Here is a 16,244-nt window from a genome sequence, read left to right on the forward strand (position 1 = left end):
GGCTCATCGACCAACAACCGACGACCCATCCCAGCCCACTGCGAACCCTGACCAGAAAACACAAAAACCACACCGTCGCGGCACGCACCCACATGCGGGCCCACCACATTCGGCGCCGAATACCCCTGCGCCAACGCCGTCAACCCCGCAACCGCCTGCTGACGATCAACAGCAGCCACCGTGGCAAAAACCGGATACCGACTGCGATGATGATTGAGCGTATGCGCCAACTCGGCCACACCGACCCGCTCACCACCCCCACCATCAAGCCAGCTCGCCAACACCTGCGCCGTCGCCGCCACCCGCGAAGCACTCTTCCCCGAGACCACCAACGTCGACACCACACCACCATCAGGCACACCCAGCTCACCCGATGCACCCGATGCACCCGGCTCACCGGCGGGGCCACCTGGCTCACCGGCCGGCTCCGGAGCCTGCTCCAACACCACATGAGCATTGGTGCCACCAAAACCAAACGACGACACCCCAGCACGACGCACCCGCCCCGTCACCGGCCACGGCATCAACTCATCAACAACCCTCAACCCCAACTGCTCAAACGGAATATGCGGATTCGGAGTCACAAACCCCCGCGTCGCCGGCAACTTCGCACGCGAAACCGCCAACACCGCCTTGATAAACCCCGCAATACCCGCAGCAGCCTCCAAATGCCCCAAATTCGACTTCACCGCCCCCACCAACAACGGCGAACCCGCATCACGACCACGACCCAACACCGTGCCCAACGCCCGAGCCTCAATCGGATCACCTAACAACGTGCCCGTACCATGCGCCTCCACATAATCAACCTCACGAAACCCCACACCCGCATTCGCATACGCCGCACGCAACACCGCCATCTGAGCCGACGGATTCGGCGCCATCAACCCATTAGACCGACCATCAGAATTCACCGCCGACCCACGCACCACCGCCAACACCCGATCACCATCAGCAACCGCATCAGCCAACCGCTTGAGCACCACCACCCCAGCACCCTCACCACGAACAAAACCATCCGCAGAAGCATCAAACGCATGACACTCCCCCGACACCGACATCGCCTCAGCAACATCAAAACTCCGCGTCACCGCCGGCGACAACACCACATTCACACCACCAGCGACCGCCACATCCGCATCCCCACACCGCAGACTCTGACACGCCAAATGCACCGCAACCAACGACGACGAACACGCCGTATCCACCGTCAACGACGGCCCACGCCAATCAAAAAAATACGACACCCGATTCGCAATAACACTCAACGCACCGCCAGTACCCGAATACGCATCCACACGACCCAAATCCGACGACGCCAAATACCCATACTCACCCAAACACGCACCCGCAAAAACACCAGTCAAACTGCGCCGCAAAGACTCCACCGGAATCCCAGCATCCTCCAACGCCTCATACACAACCTCCAACAACAACCGCTGCTGAGGATCCATCTTCACCGCCTCACGCGGCGACACCCCAAAAAACTCCGCATCAAAACCAGCAACATCATCCAAAAACGACCCCCACCGCGTCGTACCCGCCAACGCCGCAGCCGCCTCAGACGACCCCAACCCAAACGAATCCCACCGACCAGCAGGAACCTCACCAACAGCCGACAAACCCTCACACACAAACCGCCACAACGCCTCCGGACCACACACCCCACCCGGAAAACGACACCCCACACCCACCACAGCAACTACATCATCACCACCACCACGCGACGACGCCTGCAAATCCGGCACCGGATCAACACCCGGACTCACCAAATACTCAACCAACCCATCAACACTCGGATACGCCCAAAACTCCACCGGCGACACCAACCGCCCCACAAACTCCGACAACTCCCCCGACAACACCACCGCATCCCGAGACCCCACACCCAAATCCCAAAACAACGCACCCGAATCAACATCCCCACGACCACAACCCAAAACCACCACCAAACGATCAACCAACCAACGCCGCAGGTCCTCTTCGGTTGGAGCCGCGGTCATTCGGTCGGGCCCGCAGAGTCGGTGTCGTCCAGGCGGTGGAAGCCCTGGCTGCGGTATAAATCAGCGCACGCGGAACGGCGGATCTTTCCGCTGGTGGTGATCGGGATGGAGCCGGCATCGACCAACACCAGGTCCGCGGCGCGCACCCCGTGATACCGCGAGATGGCCGCGGTGATCTCGCGTTTGGCCTTCAGCAGACGGTTGCGCGCTTCTTCCTCGGACGCGCCTTTTCGGCGCATCTCGACGATAACCGCCAGTTGCTCGCTGCCGTCGTCACCGACGGTGATCGCCGCCGCACGGCCGTGGCTGATCTCTTGGACCGTTGCCTCGATGTCGTCGGGGTAGTGGTTGCGTCCGTCGACGATGAGCAGATCCTTGATCCGGCCGGTGACGTAGAGCTCGCCGTCGCAGAGCACGCCCAGGTCCCCGGTGCGCAACCACGAACCCTGCGGGGTCCCCGGCGACGGGTCGACCAGGTCGGCGCCGAACGTCCGCTGGGTGGCCTCGGGGTTACGCCAGTAGCCCTCGGCGATGTTGTCCCCGTGCGCCCAGATCTCCCCGACCTTTCCGGCGGGGTTCTCCGTGCGCGTCTCCGGGTCCACGATCCGAACGGTGCACGCTCGCGGCGCGCCGTTGCTGACCATCTCGACACTGGCGTCGGCCTCGCTGCGCTGCGCGTAGCCGGCGGCGAGCTTCTCGTAGTCGAACCGGGCGGTCACCGGGGCGCTCGCGGTGTCCAACGAGGTCAGATACACGTTGGCCTCGGCCAGCCCGTAGCCCGGCCGCAGTGCGGTGGCCGGCAGGTTCAGCGCCGAGAACCGGTCGATGAAGCGCCTCAGCGTGGCCGGCTGCACGCGCTCGGCTCCGCTGGCGATGCTGAGCACGCCGCTGAGGTCCAGTCCCGCCATGTCCTCCTCGGAAGTCCGGCTCACCGCAAGCTCGAACGCGAAGTTCGGCGCACCGGAGAACGCGTTGGGGTGGGTGGCCAACAGCTGCATCCAGCGCGCCGGCTTCTGCAGGAATGCCATGGGGCTCGTCGTGACCGCCTGCAGCCCGGCCAGGATCGGGTAGAAGATCCCGAATTGAAGCCCGAGGTCGTGGTAGAAGGGCAGCCACGTCACGACAGTGGTGTCTGCCGGCGGGACACCGCCGTCGCGGCCATACTGATCCGACATCATCTGCTGGAGATTCGTGATGATGTTGCGGTGGGTGACCACCACTCCCGCCGGCGAGCGCGTCGATCCGGAGGTGTACTGCAGCAATGCGGTCGTGCACACGGCGCTCTCCGGCAGCGGTGCCGGGGTCGCAGTGAAGTCCAGGGCGTCGACCTCGATGATCTGCGGATTCACCTGCCGAACGACCTTGACGCAGGCCATGACGGCGTCGACAGCGGCCGAGGTGGTCAAGACACTCACCGGCGCCGAATCGGCGAGCGCACCCGTGACCCGCTCATCGTGCACACCGAACATCGGCACGGACAACGGAACCGCGATGAATCCCGCCGCCATCGCCCCGAGCAGCCCGACGATGTACTCCAAACCCTGCGGAGCGACGATCGCGACCCGGTCACCGGGAGATCCGTGTGCGGAAAGCTCGGCGGCGACAACATTCGCCCGGTTGAAAAGATCGGCCCACGTGAGGGTTTCGGTGAACCCGTCGGGGTTGACGTCGTAATCGATGTACGTGAACGCCGGCTGATCGGGGCACTCGTGGGCACGTCTGGCGAGCACGGCCGGTATCGACGATTCGATCGTCTCCGTTGTTTCGGTCGTCAAAGTCATAAACACCCTCCCCGAGTTCCGGACTACCGATGGAGTCGACCCCCCGCGATCGACCCCCTCAGGCTAACACTACTCTCAAGTAATTTTCATTCTTCCCAGGTTAGCTACAGTAATCGGGAGGTGGATCGGAGTGGGAACGTGAATCGACCCAATGATCTAGTGTGCCACGCCAATACACATCTGAACCACCAACGCTCGTCGGCACATACAGCACCGTCGCGACGTTGCTGTCGCGTGCGATGAGGGCGACCTCGGACTAAACCGTCATACAGTGCGCAGGTGTTTCACAGGCGTCAATTCCCCCGGAGACGAGTCCGCACTGCCCCACCCGGGACGCGCACCGATAGCGCCGAGATGCCGAAGACCCCCACCCCGTGAGCGAGGACCTGGCGGTACCGAAACAGCAGCCGGACACGCGGGTTCGAACATCGCTATCAACTCCACCCCGTTAGGTGATGTCACGCTGTACGTCTACCGGACGCCGATGTCCGGCTCTCCCCGACTCGCTCGCCACGCTACCACGCTCTCGTTCCTGTGTAGAGGGTGAAGATTATTAATGCGAACGTCAAAACCGTGTTACGAGACCGTGTTTCATTTGCTCACCGCTACCCAACCGCAGGTCAGGTGATAGCGGGCCGTGCGCCGGAACCGGCTACTACGGCGCGCAGTAGACGCTGATTTTTTCTTCGATCGCCCCGGCGAGTTCGTCCAAATGGTCGTTGAGGAAGAAGTGGTGGCCGGTGAACTCCCGCGCTGCGAAGTCCGCTGTGGTGCGTTGCGCCCAGGGCGCCACCTTCTCGGCGGTCGCGACGTCGTCATCGTCACCGTGAAACGCAAAGATCGGGCACGACAGCGCCGCGTCATCGGGGCAGCTGTAGTCCACGATCGCGCGGAAGCCCCGAAGTGTGGGCAGGATCTTCGCCGCGAACTGTTCGTCTTCGAGAAATTCCGGACTCACTCCGGTCATCTCGCCGACCGCTGTGAGCAAACCTCGATCTGATTCCGGGATGTAGTCATACCCGCTGCGACCTGGCGCTGCGCATGCCGAGACGAACAGTGCGGCAATCCGGTTGCCGTCGGCTTCGAACCGACGCGCCACCTCGAAGGCCAGCAGGGCGCCCATGCTGTACCCAAAGAACGCCACGGGGGCATCCGAGGAATCCAACGGCGCAAGCGTTCGACACACACGATCGGCGAGGGCGGGGATCCCGGTGAACGAGGCCAGATCGTGGGTTCCGTCGCGCCCCGGATACTGGACCGCGACGCACTGCACAGCGCCACTGAAGGTCTTTGCCAGCGGCAGGTAGTACTGTGGCGACCCGCCGGCATGCGGAAATACGTAGAGTTTGGTTCGTCCCCCGGTCACCGCGTCAGGTTATCGCATAGTCCGACAACGGGAACCGATCCTGACTGGCAACCGTCTTGCGCACGGTCGTCGGTCGAAACAGCGGGGCGTCTCCGCTCGGGTCGAACCAGTACGAGCGTGACCCCCCGCAGCGTCCCAACCGGAAGACCGAGTCATCGAGCAACGTCGACATCCGGTTGAGAAAGCGATCGTTGGCTTCTTCGGTCACTTCGAACGTGCGCCCCTGTCGCCGCTGCAACTCGCCGAACAGTCTCTTCATGTGGCGCATCTGGCATTCGACGGTGTTGAACCACGACAGCCCCAACCAGGCGTAGGGACCGGCGACGACGAGGAGATTCGGGAAGTTCGGCACCGAAACCCCCTCGTAGGCCTGGAATCGCGTCTCTCGCCACCATTTTCCCAGGTTGCGTCCGTCTCGTCCGATCACCTCGAACGCCGGCAGGTTTTCTTCCCAGACGTCGAAACCGGTCGCCAGCACCAACGTGTCGATGCTCTGCTTGCGCCCGTCGGTGGTGACGATCCCGTCGGGTTCCACTCGGTCGATCCCGGCGGTCTCCAGGTGCACATGGTTTTTGGCGAACGTCCGGTAATAGGTGTTGGACACCGTCGGGCGCTTACATCCGTAGTCGTATCCGGGGCGCAGTTTGGCGCGCAATTCCTTGTCGCGGATCGACAGGAACCGCATCGCGGTGGAGACCCGCATGGCTGCCCTGTTGACAGAGCGGAAGCGGCGGAACCGCCACATCGCCAGCACCATCATGAACTCCAGCCCCGTGTCGGTGAACCACCGCAGCGTGCGCTGCAGTCGGGGTACCCGCGCGAACAGACGTTGCAGCATCGGGGAGAATCCGACGTCGATCTTGGGTAGAACCCAGATCGGAGTGCGTTGGTAGACGGTGAGTTCCCCGACCTCCTTGGCTAATTCAGGAATCAGTTGCACTCCGGTGGAGCCGGTGCCGATGATCGCGGCGCGCCGGCCCGTCAGGCGGTAGTCGTCATCCCAGGCTGCTGCGTGAATAGTTCGGCCCGCGAAGGTATCGATACCGGGGATGTCCGGCACCCTCGGTTGAGACAAAAAGCCCGTCGCAGCAATCAGGAACTGCGCGGTCAGCCGCTCTCCGTCGGCGAGGACCACATCCCACTGCTGGTCGTCGGCATTCCACTGGGCGCCGGTGACCGTGGTGTTGAAGCGCATGTGCCGGCGTACGTCGTACTTGTCGCTGACGTGCTCGGCGTAGCGTTTCAATTCCGGGCCCGGGGCGAACAGCCGCGACCAGTACGGATTGGGTTCAAACCAATAGGAGTACGTGCTGGAGGGCACGTCGACGGTCAACCCTGGATAGCGGTTGACATGCCAGGTCCCCCCCACGTCGTCCTCGCGGTCGAGGATCACGATGTTGTCGTAACCCAGTTGCTTGAGTTGGATCGCCGCCCCGATTCCCCCGAATCCGGCACCGACGACGATTGCGTCGAAGTGCTTCACGCAGACCAGCATAGGACCTCAGCAGAACATGCAGGTAGTTCCGCCGACGGGTTGACCGGTCCCGGTCACACCAGCGTCAAGATCTCCGCACCGTCGTCGGTGACCACCAGGGTGTGCTCGAACTGCGCTGTCCATTTGCGGTCCGCGGTCACGACGGTCCAATCGTCGTCCCAAATCTCGTAGTCCAGGGAACCGAGATTGATCATCGGTTCGATGGTGAATGTCATCCCGGGTTCGATGACGGTCTGCACGGCCGGCTGATCGTAGTGCAGCACGACCAACCCGTTGTGGAAGGTGGTGCCGATCCCGTGGCCGGTAAAATCACGAACGACGTTGTACCCGAAACGGTTAGCGTAGGATTCGATCACCCGACCGACCACCGACAGGGCGCGACCGGGTTTGACCGCCTTGATGGCGCGCATCATCGCTTCCTCGGTGCGCTCCACCAGCAGACGGTGTTCCTCGGCGACGTCGCCCGCCAGAAACGTCGCGTTGGTGTCGCCGTGCACGCCGTCGATGTAGGCGGTGACATCGATGTTGACGATGTCACCGTCGGCGATCACCGTGGAATCGGGGATGCCGTGGCAGATCACTTCATTCAGCGATGTGCAGCAGGATTTCGGATAGCCCTTGTAGCCCAGCGTCGATGGATACGCACCGTGATCGATCATGTAGGCGTGGGCGATGCGATCGAGCTCGTCGGTGGTGACCCCGACCTCCACCGCCTTGCCGGCCTCGGCGAGCGCTCCGGCGGCTATCCGGCTCGCCAGTCTCATCTTCTCGATGACCTCGGGGGTCTGCACCCAGGGTTCGCTGCCCTCTTGGGCGCTGGGTTTGCCCACGTACTCCGGGCGGACGATGGATGTGGGCACCGGCAGCGTGGGCGAGACCACGCCGGGACTCAACGGGGCGCGAACGGACATCTGGTCAGTTTAGTCAACCCCGTCGTCGCAGCCGGCTCAGCCGGGTCCGGCGACGCGGGCCGCGGATGTCCAGCGACCCGCAGATGATCCGGCCGGTGAACACCACATGCGGGCTGCCTTCGGTCGCGGGGGCCTTGCGGTGGTCATGGGCGCTACCGACGTAGACCTGCACGTCGTCGATCGAGGCGCTGGCTCCGTGCGGCAGGCGCACGTCGACCCCGCCGACGCGCATGTCCAGCTCGATGATGACCACCGGGCCGGCGAACCGCGCGCGCGTCAGATCCAGATCCACCGACCCCATCCGTCGGACCAGCGCCAGCCGGGTGGGCACCACCCATTCCCCGTGCCGTTTCAGCGAGCCGGCCCAGCCGCGCAGCTCCAGGCGGTCGGTCGTCGATGTCGCGATCGCGCCGGGCCCGGGCAGGTCGTTGACCAGGGCATCGAGTTCGGGGCGCATCCGTGCGTGCGCGACGGCCGCCGAGCGCTCCTCGAACTCATCGATGTCGATCAACCCCAGCGCCACCGCACTGTGCAGCCGGCGCAGTGTGCCGTTGCGGTCGGCATCGGAGATCCGCAGCTCGACCCGGTTGTCGTCGATCTCGGTCATGGGCCTTCCTGACGCTGGAGGTACCCCCGTAATCTACCGCGAACGCGGCGACCGGCGTCTCACGTCAGGAAGTTGTCCGGGAGGCTGTCGAACATGATCTTGGTCATCCGCACCGCGTACTCCGAGCTGCCCCCGCCGATGATCAGCGACGCGAACGCCAGGTCGCCGCGGTAGCCGGTGAACCACGAGTGCGAGCCGCCGGCGAACTCGGCCTCCCCGGTCTTCCCGAACACCGCGCCGCAGTCCCCGATGTCGCGGGCGGTGCCGTTGGTTACCACCAGCCGCATCATCGGCCGCAGCCCGTCGATCATCTTCGTGGTGATCGGGGCGGCCTGGCCGTCGGTCTCGGTGGGCCGGCCCAGAATCAGCTGCGGCACCGGGGTCCGGCCCGCCGCCACCGTCGCCGCGGCCAGGGCCATGCCGAACGGGCTGGCCAGCACCCGCCCCTGACCGAATCCGTCCTCGGTGCGCTCGACCATGTCGACGGTCGGCGGCACCGACCCGGTCACCGTGGTCAGCCCGGCGACGTCGTAGTCGACGCCGAGGCCGTAGCGGGCGGCCGCCTGGGTCAGCCCGCGCGGGGGCATCCGGCTGGCCAACTCGGCGAACGTGGTGTTGCACGAACTGGCGAACGCCCGCGCCATCGGGACCATGCCCAGATCGAACTTGTTGTAGTTGGCCACCACCCGGTGGGCGATGTCCAGGGTGCCCGGGCAGCCGAGCAGGGTGTTCGGCGTGGCCATGTCCCGTTCGATCGCCGCGGCCGCGGTGACCATCTTGAACGTCGAGCCGGGTGGGTAGAGCCCGGTGGTCGCCAACGGCCCCTCGGCGTCGGCACCCGGATTCTGGGCCACGGCGAGGATTTCACCGGTCGACGGCTTGATCACCACCATCATCGCCTGCCCGCCGCGGCTGTTCACCGCGTGCTGGGCGGCGTCCTGCACCGCACGGTCGAGGCTGATCGTGATCGACGGCGCCGGCGCCGGCGCCACCTCGTGGAGCACCGCGGTGTCCACACCGTTCTGGTTGACGCTGACCACCCGCCAGCCGGGCTCCCCGTCGAGATCGTCGGCGACGAGCCGTTTGACCTCGCTGATCACCGTCGGGGCGAAACCCTCGTCGGTGGGCATCAGCTCGGCCTGCGGGGTGATCACCACCCCGGGAAGCGGTCCGAGCAGCGGGGCGATGCGATTGTTGTCGTCGCGGCGCAGCGTGATGAGATCGCGCGGGCCGGTCAACGAGCTGGTCTCCTCGGCGAGCAGCTGCGGATCGTTGAAGCTCTCGTCCAGCGGGTGCAGCACATCGATGACGGTGCGCGCGGTGCTCATGAGGTCCGCTCCGGCGAGCTTCGCGTCCAGCGCATAGTGGTACAGATAGCCCGGCACCAGCACGTCGGTGCCGCCGACCTCGTTGACCGAGGCGCGGTGCGACGGGGTTGACTGCAACGAAAACGTTTGGTGTTCACCGAGTTTGGGGTGCAGGTTGGTCGCACTCCAGCGCACCTGCCAGGCGCCCTCGTTGCGGGCCATCTTCAGCTGTCCCTCGTAGGACCAGGTCCGGTTCTTCGGCAGATGCCAGGTGTAGCGGTAGGAGACCGTCCCGGTGTCTCCGGTGTAGCGCGAACCGAGCACCTGGGCCTCGAGGTAGCTGGCCTGCAATCCCGCCCAGGCGGCGTTGAGGGCGTCGCGCGCCTCCTCGGGGCTGTCGGCGAGGGCGGCGGCCGCCGCGGTGTCGCCGGTGGCCAGCGCCGCGAAGAAGGACTCCGCCGCCGGGGCGGGGCCGTCGGGACGCGGGGTGCAGGCACCGACGAGAGCGATCACGAGGATCGCCACGACAGCGGATGCCACTGAGGTTCGTGTTGCCATTGTGGCTGATGTTAGGAAAGTGACGCGGTGAATCGGTGGAGGCGCACCGACATCAAATCGTTATTCGCCGCCGGATCAGTCGAGCAGCACGGTGGCGAACGTGCCGACCTGGGTGAACCCGACCCGCTCGTAGGTGGCCAGTGCCACCGCGTTGAAGTCGTTGACGTACAGGCTGGCGGTGCGTCCGGTACCGACGATCACCGCCGCCAGTGCCGCCGTTCCGGCCGCGCCCAGGCCCTGGCCGCGTTGGCGGGGATGCACCCACACCCCCTGGATCTGGCTGACCGCCGGCGACTGGGCGCCGACCTCCGCCTTGAACACCACTTCGCCGTCTTCGAATCGCGCCCAGGCGCGGCCCGCCGCGATCAGGTTGGCCAAGCGGCGCCGGTAGCTGCGTCCGCCGTCGCCGAGGCGGGGATCGACGCCGACTTCGCCGATGAACATGTCGATCGCGGCCACCAGGTAGGCGTCGATCTCGTCGGGGCGGACCTGCCGCACCTCGGGATCGAGCGCGCAGGCCGGGAAGGTGTCCAACGCCATCAGGGGTTGGCGGGCCCGCACGTCGCGGGCCGGACCCCAACTGTGCTCCAGGCGTTGCCACATGGGCAGCACCAACTCGGCGTATCCCACCAGCGACGAGCAGCGCCGCGACACGCTGGCCGCCTTGTCCGCGAACGCGACCAGATCCTGCGGGTCGCCGCGCAACGGCACCAGGTTGGCCCCGGCGAAGCACAACGACTCCTCCACCCCGCGCCGGGTCCACAGTTCCCCGCCGATCGCGGCCGGTTCCACGCCGTAGTCGGCCACCCGACCGGCGACCATGCAGGAGCCGACCGGATCGGCGTCGAGCACCCGCCCCACCGCGGCCGCGTCGCGCACCACCGACACCCGGCGGTCATCGACCAGGCGAAAAATGGGCGGAGCCGACATGGCGTGACTCTTTTCCGCGGTGTGCTGGAGCTGCTGAGGCGTACGGCCCTCAGCTTACGGTCACCGACGGCGAACCGCTGGTTGTTGCGTCCGGGTCGTGTCCCTTCTCCGCGGCGATCCGGAGCGCCTCCTCGATGAGGGTCTCCACGATCTGCGCCTCCGGGACGGTCTTGATCACCTCGCCCTTGACGAAGATCTGCCCCTTGCCGTTGCCCGACGCCACCCCCAGGTCGGCCTCCCGGGCCTCGCCGGGCCCGTTGACCACGCACCCCATCACCGCGACCCGCAGCGGCACGTCGAGACCCTCTAGCCCGGCGGTCACCTCGTTGGCCAGTTTGTAGACGTCGACCTGGGCCCGTCCGCACGACGGGCAGGACACGATCTCCAGCCCCCGCGGACGCAGATTCAGCGACTCCAGAATCTGGGTTCCGACCTTGACCTCTTCCACCGGCGGCGCCGACAGCGACACCCGGATGGTGTCGCCGATGCCGCGGGAGAGCAGCGCCCCGAAGGCGACCGCCGATTTGATGGTGCCCTGAAACGCCGGTCCGGCCTCGGTCACACCGAGGTGCAGCGGATAGGAGCATTGTTCGGCGAGTTGTTCGTAGGCGGCGACCATGACGACCGGGTCGTTGTGCTTGACGCTGATCTTGATGTCGGAGAACCCGTGCTCCTCGAAGAGCGAGGCCTCCCACAGCGCCGACTCGACCAGCGCCTCCGGGGTGGCCTTGCCGTATTTGGCCAGCATCCGCGGATCCAGCGAACCGGCGTTGACCCCGATGCGGATCGGGATGCAGGCGTCGCCGGCCGCCTTGGCGACCTCGGCGACCCGGCCGTCGAACTCCTTGATGTTGCCGGGGTTGACCCGTACCGCGGCACAGCCGGCGTCGATGGCGGCGAAGATGTATTTGGGCTGGAAGTGGATGTCGGCGATCACCGGCAGCTGGCTTTTGGCCGCGATCGCCGCCAGCGCGTCGGCGTCCTCCTGACGGGGGCAGGCGACACGCACGATGTCGCAGCCGGTCGCGGTGAGCTCGGCGATCTGCTGCAGGGTGGAGTTGATGTCGTGGGTTTTGGTGGTGCACATCGACTGCACCGAGATCGGGTAGTTGCTGCCGACGCCGACATCGCCGACCATCAGCTGGCGGGTCGGGCGGCGCGGCGCCAGGGTGGGTGCCGGCGAGGACGGCATCCCCAGGCCGACGGTCATGAGGTCTCCTTCTGAGGTCGGTGTCCGGTCCGGGCCGGCTATTGGAACAGTTTGATCGGGCTGACCACGTCGGCGGTGACGGTCAACAGCATGTAGCCGACCACCAGCACCAAGATTACGTAGGTCGCCGGCATCAGCTTGAGGTAGTCGACCGGGTCGGCGGCCATCACGCCGCGCGCCGAGCGGATCATGTTGCGGATCTTCTCGTAGACCGCGATCGCGATGTGCCCACCGTCGAACGGCAGCAGCGGCACCAGGTTGATCACCCCGAGCACGAAGTTGAGCTGCGCCAGGAAGAACCAGAACGCCATCCACAGGCCGTGGTCGACGGTCTCCCCGCCGATCAGGCTGGCCCCGACCACGCTGATGGGGGTGTCCAGGTCGCGTTCGCCGCCGCCGATGGCGTGCAGCAGGGCGCCGACCTTGGTGGGGATCGCGATCAGTGCCTTGCCCAACTCGATGCCCAGATCCCCGGTGAACGCCACCGTGGCGGGGATCGCGGTCGCCACGTTGTAGTGGGTGGGTCCGTACTGGGCGGCGCTGACCCCGATCGCGCCCACCTCGGTCGGGGCGGGCTCGCCGTCGCCGTCGGCGATCCAGCGGGTGGTCGGGGTGACCTGGACATAGGCGGTCACCGACTGTCCGTCGCGCTGCACGACGACCGGCACGGTGCCGTGGCTGGCGCGCACGGCGGCGGCCATCTCGGCAAAGCTGCTCACCGGGGTGTCGCCGACCTGGGTGACCACGTCACCGGCCTGGATGCCGGCCGCGGCGGCCGGCCCGGTGCCGGTGCACTGCTCCAGTTCGCCCGGGGACACCTCCGCGGGGATGCAGCCGGTGTCACCGACCACCGCGGTGGTGGGCGGATGCAGGTTGGGCAGGCCCCAGATCACCGCGATCGCATACACCAGCACCACGCCGATGACGAAGTTCATCCCGGGCCCGGCGAACAGCACCGCGACCCGTTTCCAGGTAGCCTGCTTGTACATGGCGCGGTCGGCCTCGTCGGGTTCGAGTTCCTCGATCGCGGTCATCCCGGCGATGTCGCAGAATCCGCCCGCCGGGACGGCTTTGAGCCCGTACTCGGTTTCACCGCGCCGGGTCGACCACAGGGTCGGCCCGAAGCCGACGAAGTAGCGACGGACCTTCATCCCGGTGGCGCGCGCCACCCACATGTGGCCGCACTCATGCAGCGCCACCGACACCAGGATGGCGACGGCGAACAGCACGATGCCGACAACGAACATCATCGGGTCGGAACTACCTTCCTGGCGGTGGTGATCGCCTGCGCCGCCCGCTCCCGGGCCCAGCGCTGCGCATCGAGGACATCTTCCACGGTAGCCGGTGGGGCGGCCCACGAGTCGGCCTCGTCGAGCACGGCGGCGATGGTCGCGACGATGGCGGGAAACCCGATCCGGCCGGCGAGGAACGCTGCCGCCGCCTCCTCGTTGGCGGCGTTGTACACCGCGGGCAGGCAGCCGCCACCGCGGCCGGCCCGCCGGGCCAGCTGCACCGCCGGGAACACCGCGTCGTCGACCGGCTCGAACTGCCAGGTCGCGGCGGTGGTGAAGTCGCAGGCCGGCGCGGCCGCGGCGACGCGGTCCGGCCAGCCCAACGCCAGCGCGATCGGCAGGCGCATGTCCGGCGGGCTGGCCTGCGCCACGGTGGAGCCGTCGACGAAGGTCACCATCGAATGCACGATCGACTGGGGGTGGACCACCACGTCGATGCGGTCATAGGGCACCCCGAACAGCAGGTGGGTCTCGATCAGTTCGAGTCCCTTGTTGACCAGCGACGCCGAGTTCAGCGTGTTCATCGGACCCATCGACCAGGTGGGGTGCGCCCCCGCCTGCTCGGGGGTGACCCCGGCCAGCCCGGTGGCGGTCCAGCCCCGAAACGGCCCCCCGGAGGCGGTGAGCACGATCCGGGCGACCTCGTCGGGGCGCCCGCTGCGCAGGCACTGCGCGATCGCGGAGTGTTCGGAGTCCACCGGCACGATCTGGCCAGGCGCCGCCGCGGCGGTGACCAGCGGCCCGCCGGCGACCAGCGATTCCTTGTTGGCCAGCGCCAGGCGCGCCCCGGTGGCCAGCGCGGCCAGCGTCGGGCGCAGGCCCAACGCGCCGACCAGGGCGTTGAGGACGACATCGGCGCCGGTGTCTTCCACCAGTCGGGTGACCGCATCCGCGCCGCTGTAGGGGACGTCACCGAGGGCGGCCGCGGCACGCTCGTCGGCGACGGCGAGGTTGGCCACCCCGGTCTCGGCGCGTTGCCGGGCGAGCAGCTCGGGGTTGCCGCCGCCGGCAGCCAGCCCCACCACCTCGAAGCGGTCCGGGTTGGCGGCGATGACCTGCAGCGCCTGGGTGCCGATCGACCCGGTCGAGCCGAGGATCAGCACCCTGCGCCGCGTCGTTGTCACCCGTTCATTGTGCCTTGCCCACCGGGGCGGGTGTGCCCGGATAGCTGCCGAACGACCAGAGGTTGCCCTCCGGGTCGCGCACCGCGAACTCGCGCGACCCGTAGTCGGTGTCGGCCAGCGGCACCACCACCTCGGCGTGACTCTCGCAGACCCGCCGATACAGGGCGTCGGGGTCGGCGGTGGCGACGTAACCACCGGCGGAGCCCGGTTCGCGACACCACGCCCGTTCCGGCCGGTAGCTGCCCATCATGATCCCGCCGACGCCTTCGGGCCAGCGCAGCTCGGCGTGGGCGACGGTGCCGTCGTCGCCGTCATAGCGGGCGGCGACGACGAAGCCGAAGGTCGTCGTGTAGTAGTCGATCAGCGCCGCGGCGTCATGCGCCTGCAGGGTCAACCAGACCGTGGGATTGGGGAGCGAACGTTGCGTGGTCATGGCACCACGGTGCCTCCGCGGTGTGCCCGCCGTCTTGAATGTTTCGGAACTCCTCGGCGAGCCATCGGCGTGGGGCGATCCCGGCGAACCGGCTGAATTCGCGGGTCAGGTGCGCCTGGTCGCTGTAGCCGGTGCCCACGGCGATCGCGGCGAGATCGACACGTCCGGCGCGCGCCGCCGCGGCGATGCGGGTGCGTGCCCCGGTGAACCGCATCAGCTCGGCGACGGTTTTGGGGGTCTGGCCGACCTCGCGGCGAAACAGCGTGGTCAGGTGCCGCGGACTCAGCCCCACCCGGTCGGCGAGCGCGCCGACGCGTATCCGCCCGCCGTGGTGCTCCAGCAACCACCAGGCATGGGCGATCTCCGGGCGCGGTGCCGTCGTGTCGCGGTGGGCGGCCCTCAGATAGCCGGCGACGGCGCTGAAGGCCTGAGCCCACCCGGCGGCGTCGCTGACCCGGCCGTGAAGATCCGCGAGCCCACCACCGAGCACGGCGGCGGCGTCGAAGTCGGCGCCGGTGAGTTCGGCGGCGGGCATCCCGAACAGGGCGCGCGACGCCAGCGGGTGCACGGCGAGCTGCACACCGGCTTGGCCGCGGCGTTGCTGCACCCGGCTGGCACGGGTGCGCAGGCCCGCGAGCAGCACCGGGGTGGGGCGCGCAACCGACAGCCCGGCGAGGGTGTCGGCGGCCTGGACTCCGGCGTCGAGGCTGACGATGAAGGTCAACGCCGCCGACGGCAGCCCCCGGTGCACGGTTTCGGGCAACGCCAGGCCGCGATATCCGGTCATCGAGGTCACCCCCGGCGCGCATCCCGGGGGCGCCACCACGAACTCGCTGCCGCGTTGTTCGGCGCCCATCACCCCACGCTAGCGGTCGACCGGCCGAACCGGTATGCCACAATATGCTGACATCAGTACCCGTCCCCAGCAGGAGGAATCACCGTGGTCAGTACCGAGGTGGAACGCGACAGCGGTGTCGACACGGCCGAGGTGCCGTCCGCGGAGTGGGGCTGGAGCCGAATCAACCACAACACCTGGTACATCGTCGGTCTCGGTGTCATCGGGCTGCTGCTGCTGATGCTGCGGGGCAACCACGTCGGCCACATCGAGGACTGGTACCTCGTCGTTTTCGCCTCGCTCGCCGCCGGCGCGCTGGTGCGCGACTGGTGGTTGCGCCGCCGCGGCTGGCTGCGCTAAGCAGCTACCCGCCTTCGGCGGCCAACTGCCCG

At 67.1% G+C, this 16,244-nt stretch carries 14 protein-coding genes; 1 reads left to right on the plus strand and 13 read right to left on the minus strand.

What is annotated here, in order from left to right; genetic code table 11:
- The 13 genes from B8W67_RS11810 to B8W67_RS11870 all read right to left on the minus strand — a co-directional run.
- Positions 1-2,003: type I polyketide synthase (locus B8W67_RS11810; protein ID WP_234806735.1), on the minus strand; the 2,003-nt coding region annotated here is incomplete at its 3' end.
- Positions 2,000-3,784 carry an AMP-binding protein gene (locus tag B8W67_RS11815; protein WP_085304136.1) on the minus strand — a complete coding sequence of 595 codons (1,785 nt, stop codon included), beginning with the start codon at positions 3,782-3,784 and terminating at the stop codon, positions 2,000-2,002. The genes B8W67_RS11815 and B8W67_RS11810, both read right to left, overlap by 4 nt.
- 655 nt (positions 3,785-4,439) lie before the next feature.
- Positions 4,440-5,150 (minus strand): thioesterase II family protein, encoded by a 711-nt coding sequence (locus B8W67_RS11820; protein ID WP_085304138.1) that lies wholly within the window; start codon positions 5,148-5,150, stop codon positions 4,440-4,442.
- Between the two features lie 4 nt (positions 5,151-5,154).
- Complete coding sequence (locus tag B8W67_RS11825) at positions 5,155-6,633, minus strand: flavin-containing monooxygenase (RefSeq protein ID WP_372507435.1); 1,479 nt, start codon at positions 6,631-6,633, stop codon at positions 5,155-5,157.
- 65 nt (positions 6,634-6,698) lie between these two features.
- A complete protein-coding gene (map, locus tag B8W67_RS11830; protein ID WP_069392698.1) occupies positions 6,699-7,556 on the minus strand; it encodes a type I methionyl aminopeptidase in 858 nt (285 codons plus the stop codon).
- A gap of 13 nt (positions 7,557-7,569) precedes the next feature.
- Positions 7,570-8,163 carry a DUF1707 SHOCT-like domain-containing protein gene (locus B8W67_RS11835; RefSeq protein ID WP_069392697.1) on the minus strand — a complete coding sequence of 198 codons (594 nt, stop codon included), beginning with the start codon at positions 8,161-8,163 and terminating at the stop codon, positions 7,570-7,572.
- A 59-nt stretch (positions 8,164-8,222) separates the two neighbouring features.
- A complete protein-coding gene (locus B8W67_RS11840; RefSeq protein ID WP_069392696.1) occupies positions 8,223-10,028 on the minus strand; it encodes a penicillin-binding transpeptidase domain-containing protein in 1,806 nt (601 codons plus the stop codon).
- Between the two features lie 75 nt (positions 10,029-10,103).
- Positions 10,104-10,958, minus strand: a complete 855-nt coding sequence (locus B8W67_RS11845) for a GNAT family N-acetyltransferase (RefSeq protein WP_069392695.1) — start codon at positions 10,956-10,958, stop codon at positions 10,104-10,106.
- A 49-nt stretch (positions 10,959-11,007) separates the two neighbouring features.
- Positions 11,008-12,168, minus strand: a complete 1,161-nt coding sequence (gene ispG / locus B8W67_RS11850; protein WP_069392694.1) for a flavodoxin-dependent (E)-4-hydroxy-3-methylbut-2-enyl-diphosphate synthase — start codon at positions 12,166-12,168, stop codon at positions 11,008-11,010.
- A gap of 38 nt (positions 12,169-12,206) precedes the next feature.
- Complete coding sequence (locus tag B8W67_RS11855) at positions 12,207-13,418, minus strand: M50 family metallopeptidase (protein WP_069392693.1); 1,212 nt, start codon at positions 13,416-13,418, stop codon at positions 12,207-12,209.
- Positions 13,415-14,626, minus strand: coding sequence for a 1-deoxy-D-xylulose-5-phosphate reductoisomerase (dxr, locus tag B8W67_RS11860; protein ID WP_165607791.1), 1,212 nt, complete (start codon positions 14,624-14,626; stop codon positions 13,415-13,417). The genes B8W67_RS11855 and dxr overlap by 4 nt, the downstream gene beginning before the upstream one ends.
- A complete protein-coding gene (locus B8W67_RS11865) occupies positions 14,589-15,017 on the minus strand; it encodes a VOC family protein (RefSeq protein WP_085304140.1) in 429 nt (142 codons plus the stop codon). Before B8W67_RS11865 ends, dxr begins: the two co-directional genes overlap by 38 nt.
- Positions 14,959-15,804: an AraC family transcriptional regulator gene (locus B8W67_RS11870; protein ID WP_085304172.1), complete on the minus strand. Its 846-nt coding sequence runs from the start codon at positions 15,802-15,804 to the stop codon at positions 14,959-14,961. Before B8W67_RS11870 ends, B8W67_RS11865 begins: the two co-directional genes overlap by 59 nt.
- Positions 15,805-15,957: 153 nt before the next feature.
- Between B8W67_RS11870 and B8W67_RS11875 the strand changes: the two genes are divergently transcribed.
- Entirely contained in the window at positions 15,958-16,212 is a 255-nt protein-coding gene (locus B8W67_RS11875; RefSeq protein ID WP_069392690.1) for a DUF2631 domain-containing protein, read from the plus strand.
- Positions 16,213-16,244: the final 32 nt, after the last annotated feature.

The sequence above is a fragment of the Mycolicibacillus koreensis genome (genome assembly GCF_002104795.1).
GTDB classification, from domain to species: domain Bacteria; phylum Actinomycetota; class Actinomycetes; order Mycobacteriales; family Mycobacteriaceae; genus Mycobacterium; species Mycobacterium koreense.

What these genes read in the sequence shown, in the direction of transcription:
- B8W67_RS11845 (WP_069392695.1), bottom strand. Translation starts at nt 10,958, where the DNA reads ATGTCGGCTCCGCCCATTTTTCGCCTGGTCGATGACCGCCGGGTGTCG.
- ispG (WP_069392694.1), bottom strand. Translation starts at nt 12,168, where the DNA reads ATGACCGTCGGCCTGGGGATGCCGTCCTCGCCGGCACCCACCCTGGCG.
- B8W67_RS11835 (WP_069392697.1), bottom strand. Translation starts at nt 8,163, where the DNA reads ATGACCGAGATCGACGACAACCGGGTCGAGCTGCGGATCTCCGATGCC.
- B8W67_RS11870 (WP_085304172.1), bottom strand. Translation starts at nt 15,804, where the DNA reads ATGACCGGATATCGCGGCCTGGCGTTGCCCGAAACCGTGCACCGGGGG.
- map (WP_069392698.1), bottom strand. Translation starts at nt 7,556, where the DNA reads ATGTCCGTTCGCGCCCCGTTGAGTCCCGGCGTGGTCTCGCCCACGCTG.
- B8W67_RS11815 (WP_085304136.1), bottom strand. Translation starts at nt 3,784, where the DNA reads ATGACTTTGACGACCGAAACAACGGAGACGATCGAATCGTCGATACCG.
- B8W67_RS11840 (WP_069392696.1), bottom strand. Translation starts at nt 10,028, where the DNA reads ATGGCAACACGAACCTCAGTGGCATCCGCTGTCGTGGCGATCCTCGTG.
- B8W67_RS11865 (WP_085304140.1), bottom strand. Translation starts at nt 15,017, where the DNA reads ATGACCACGCAACGTTCGCTCCCCAATCCCACGGTCTGGTTGACCCTG.
- B8W67_RS11855 (WP_069392693.1), bottom strand. Translation starts at nt 13,418, where the DNA reads ATGATGTTCGTTGTCGGCATCGTGCTGTTCGCCGTCGCCATCCTGGTG.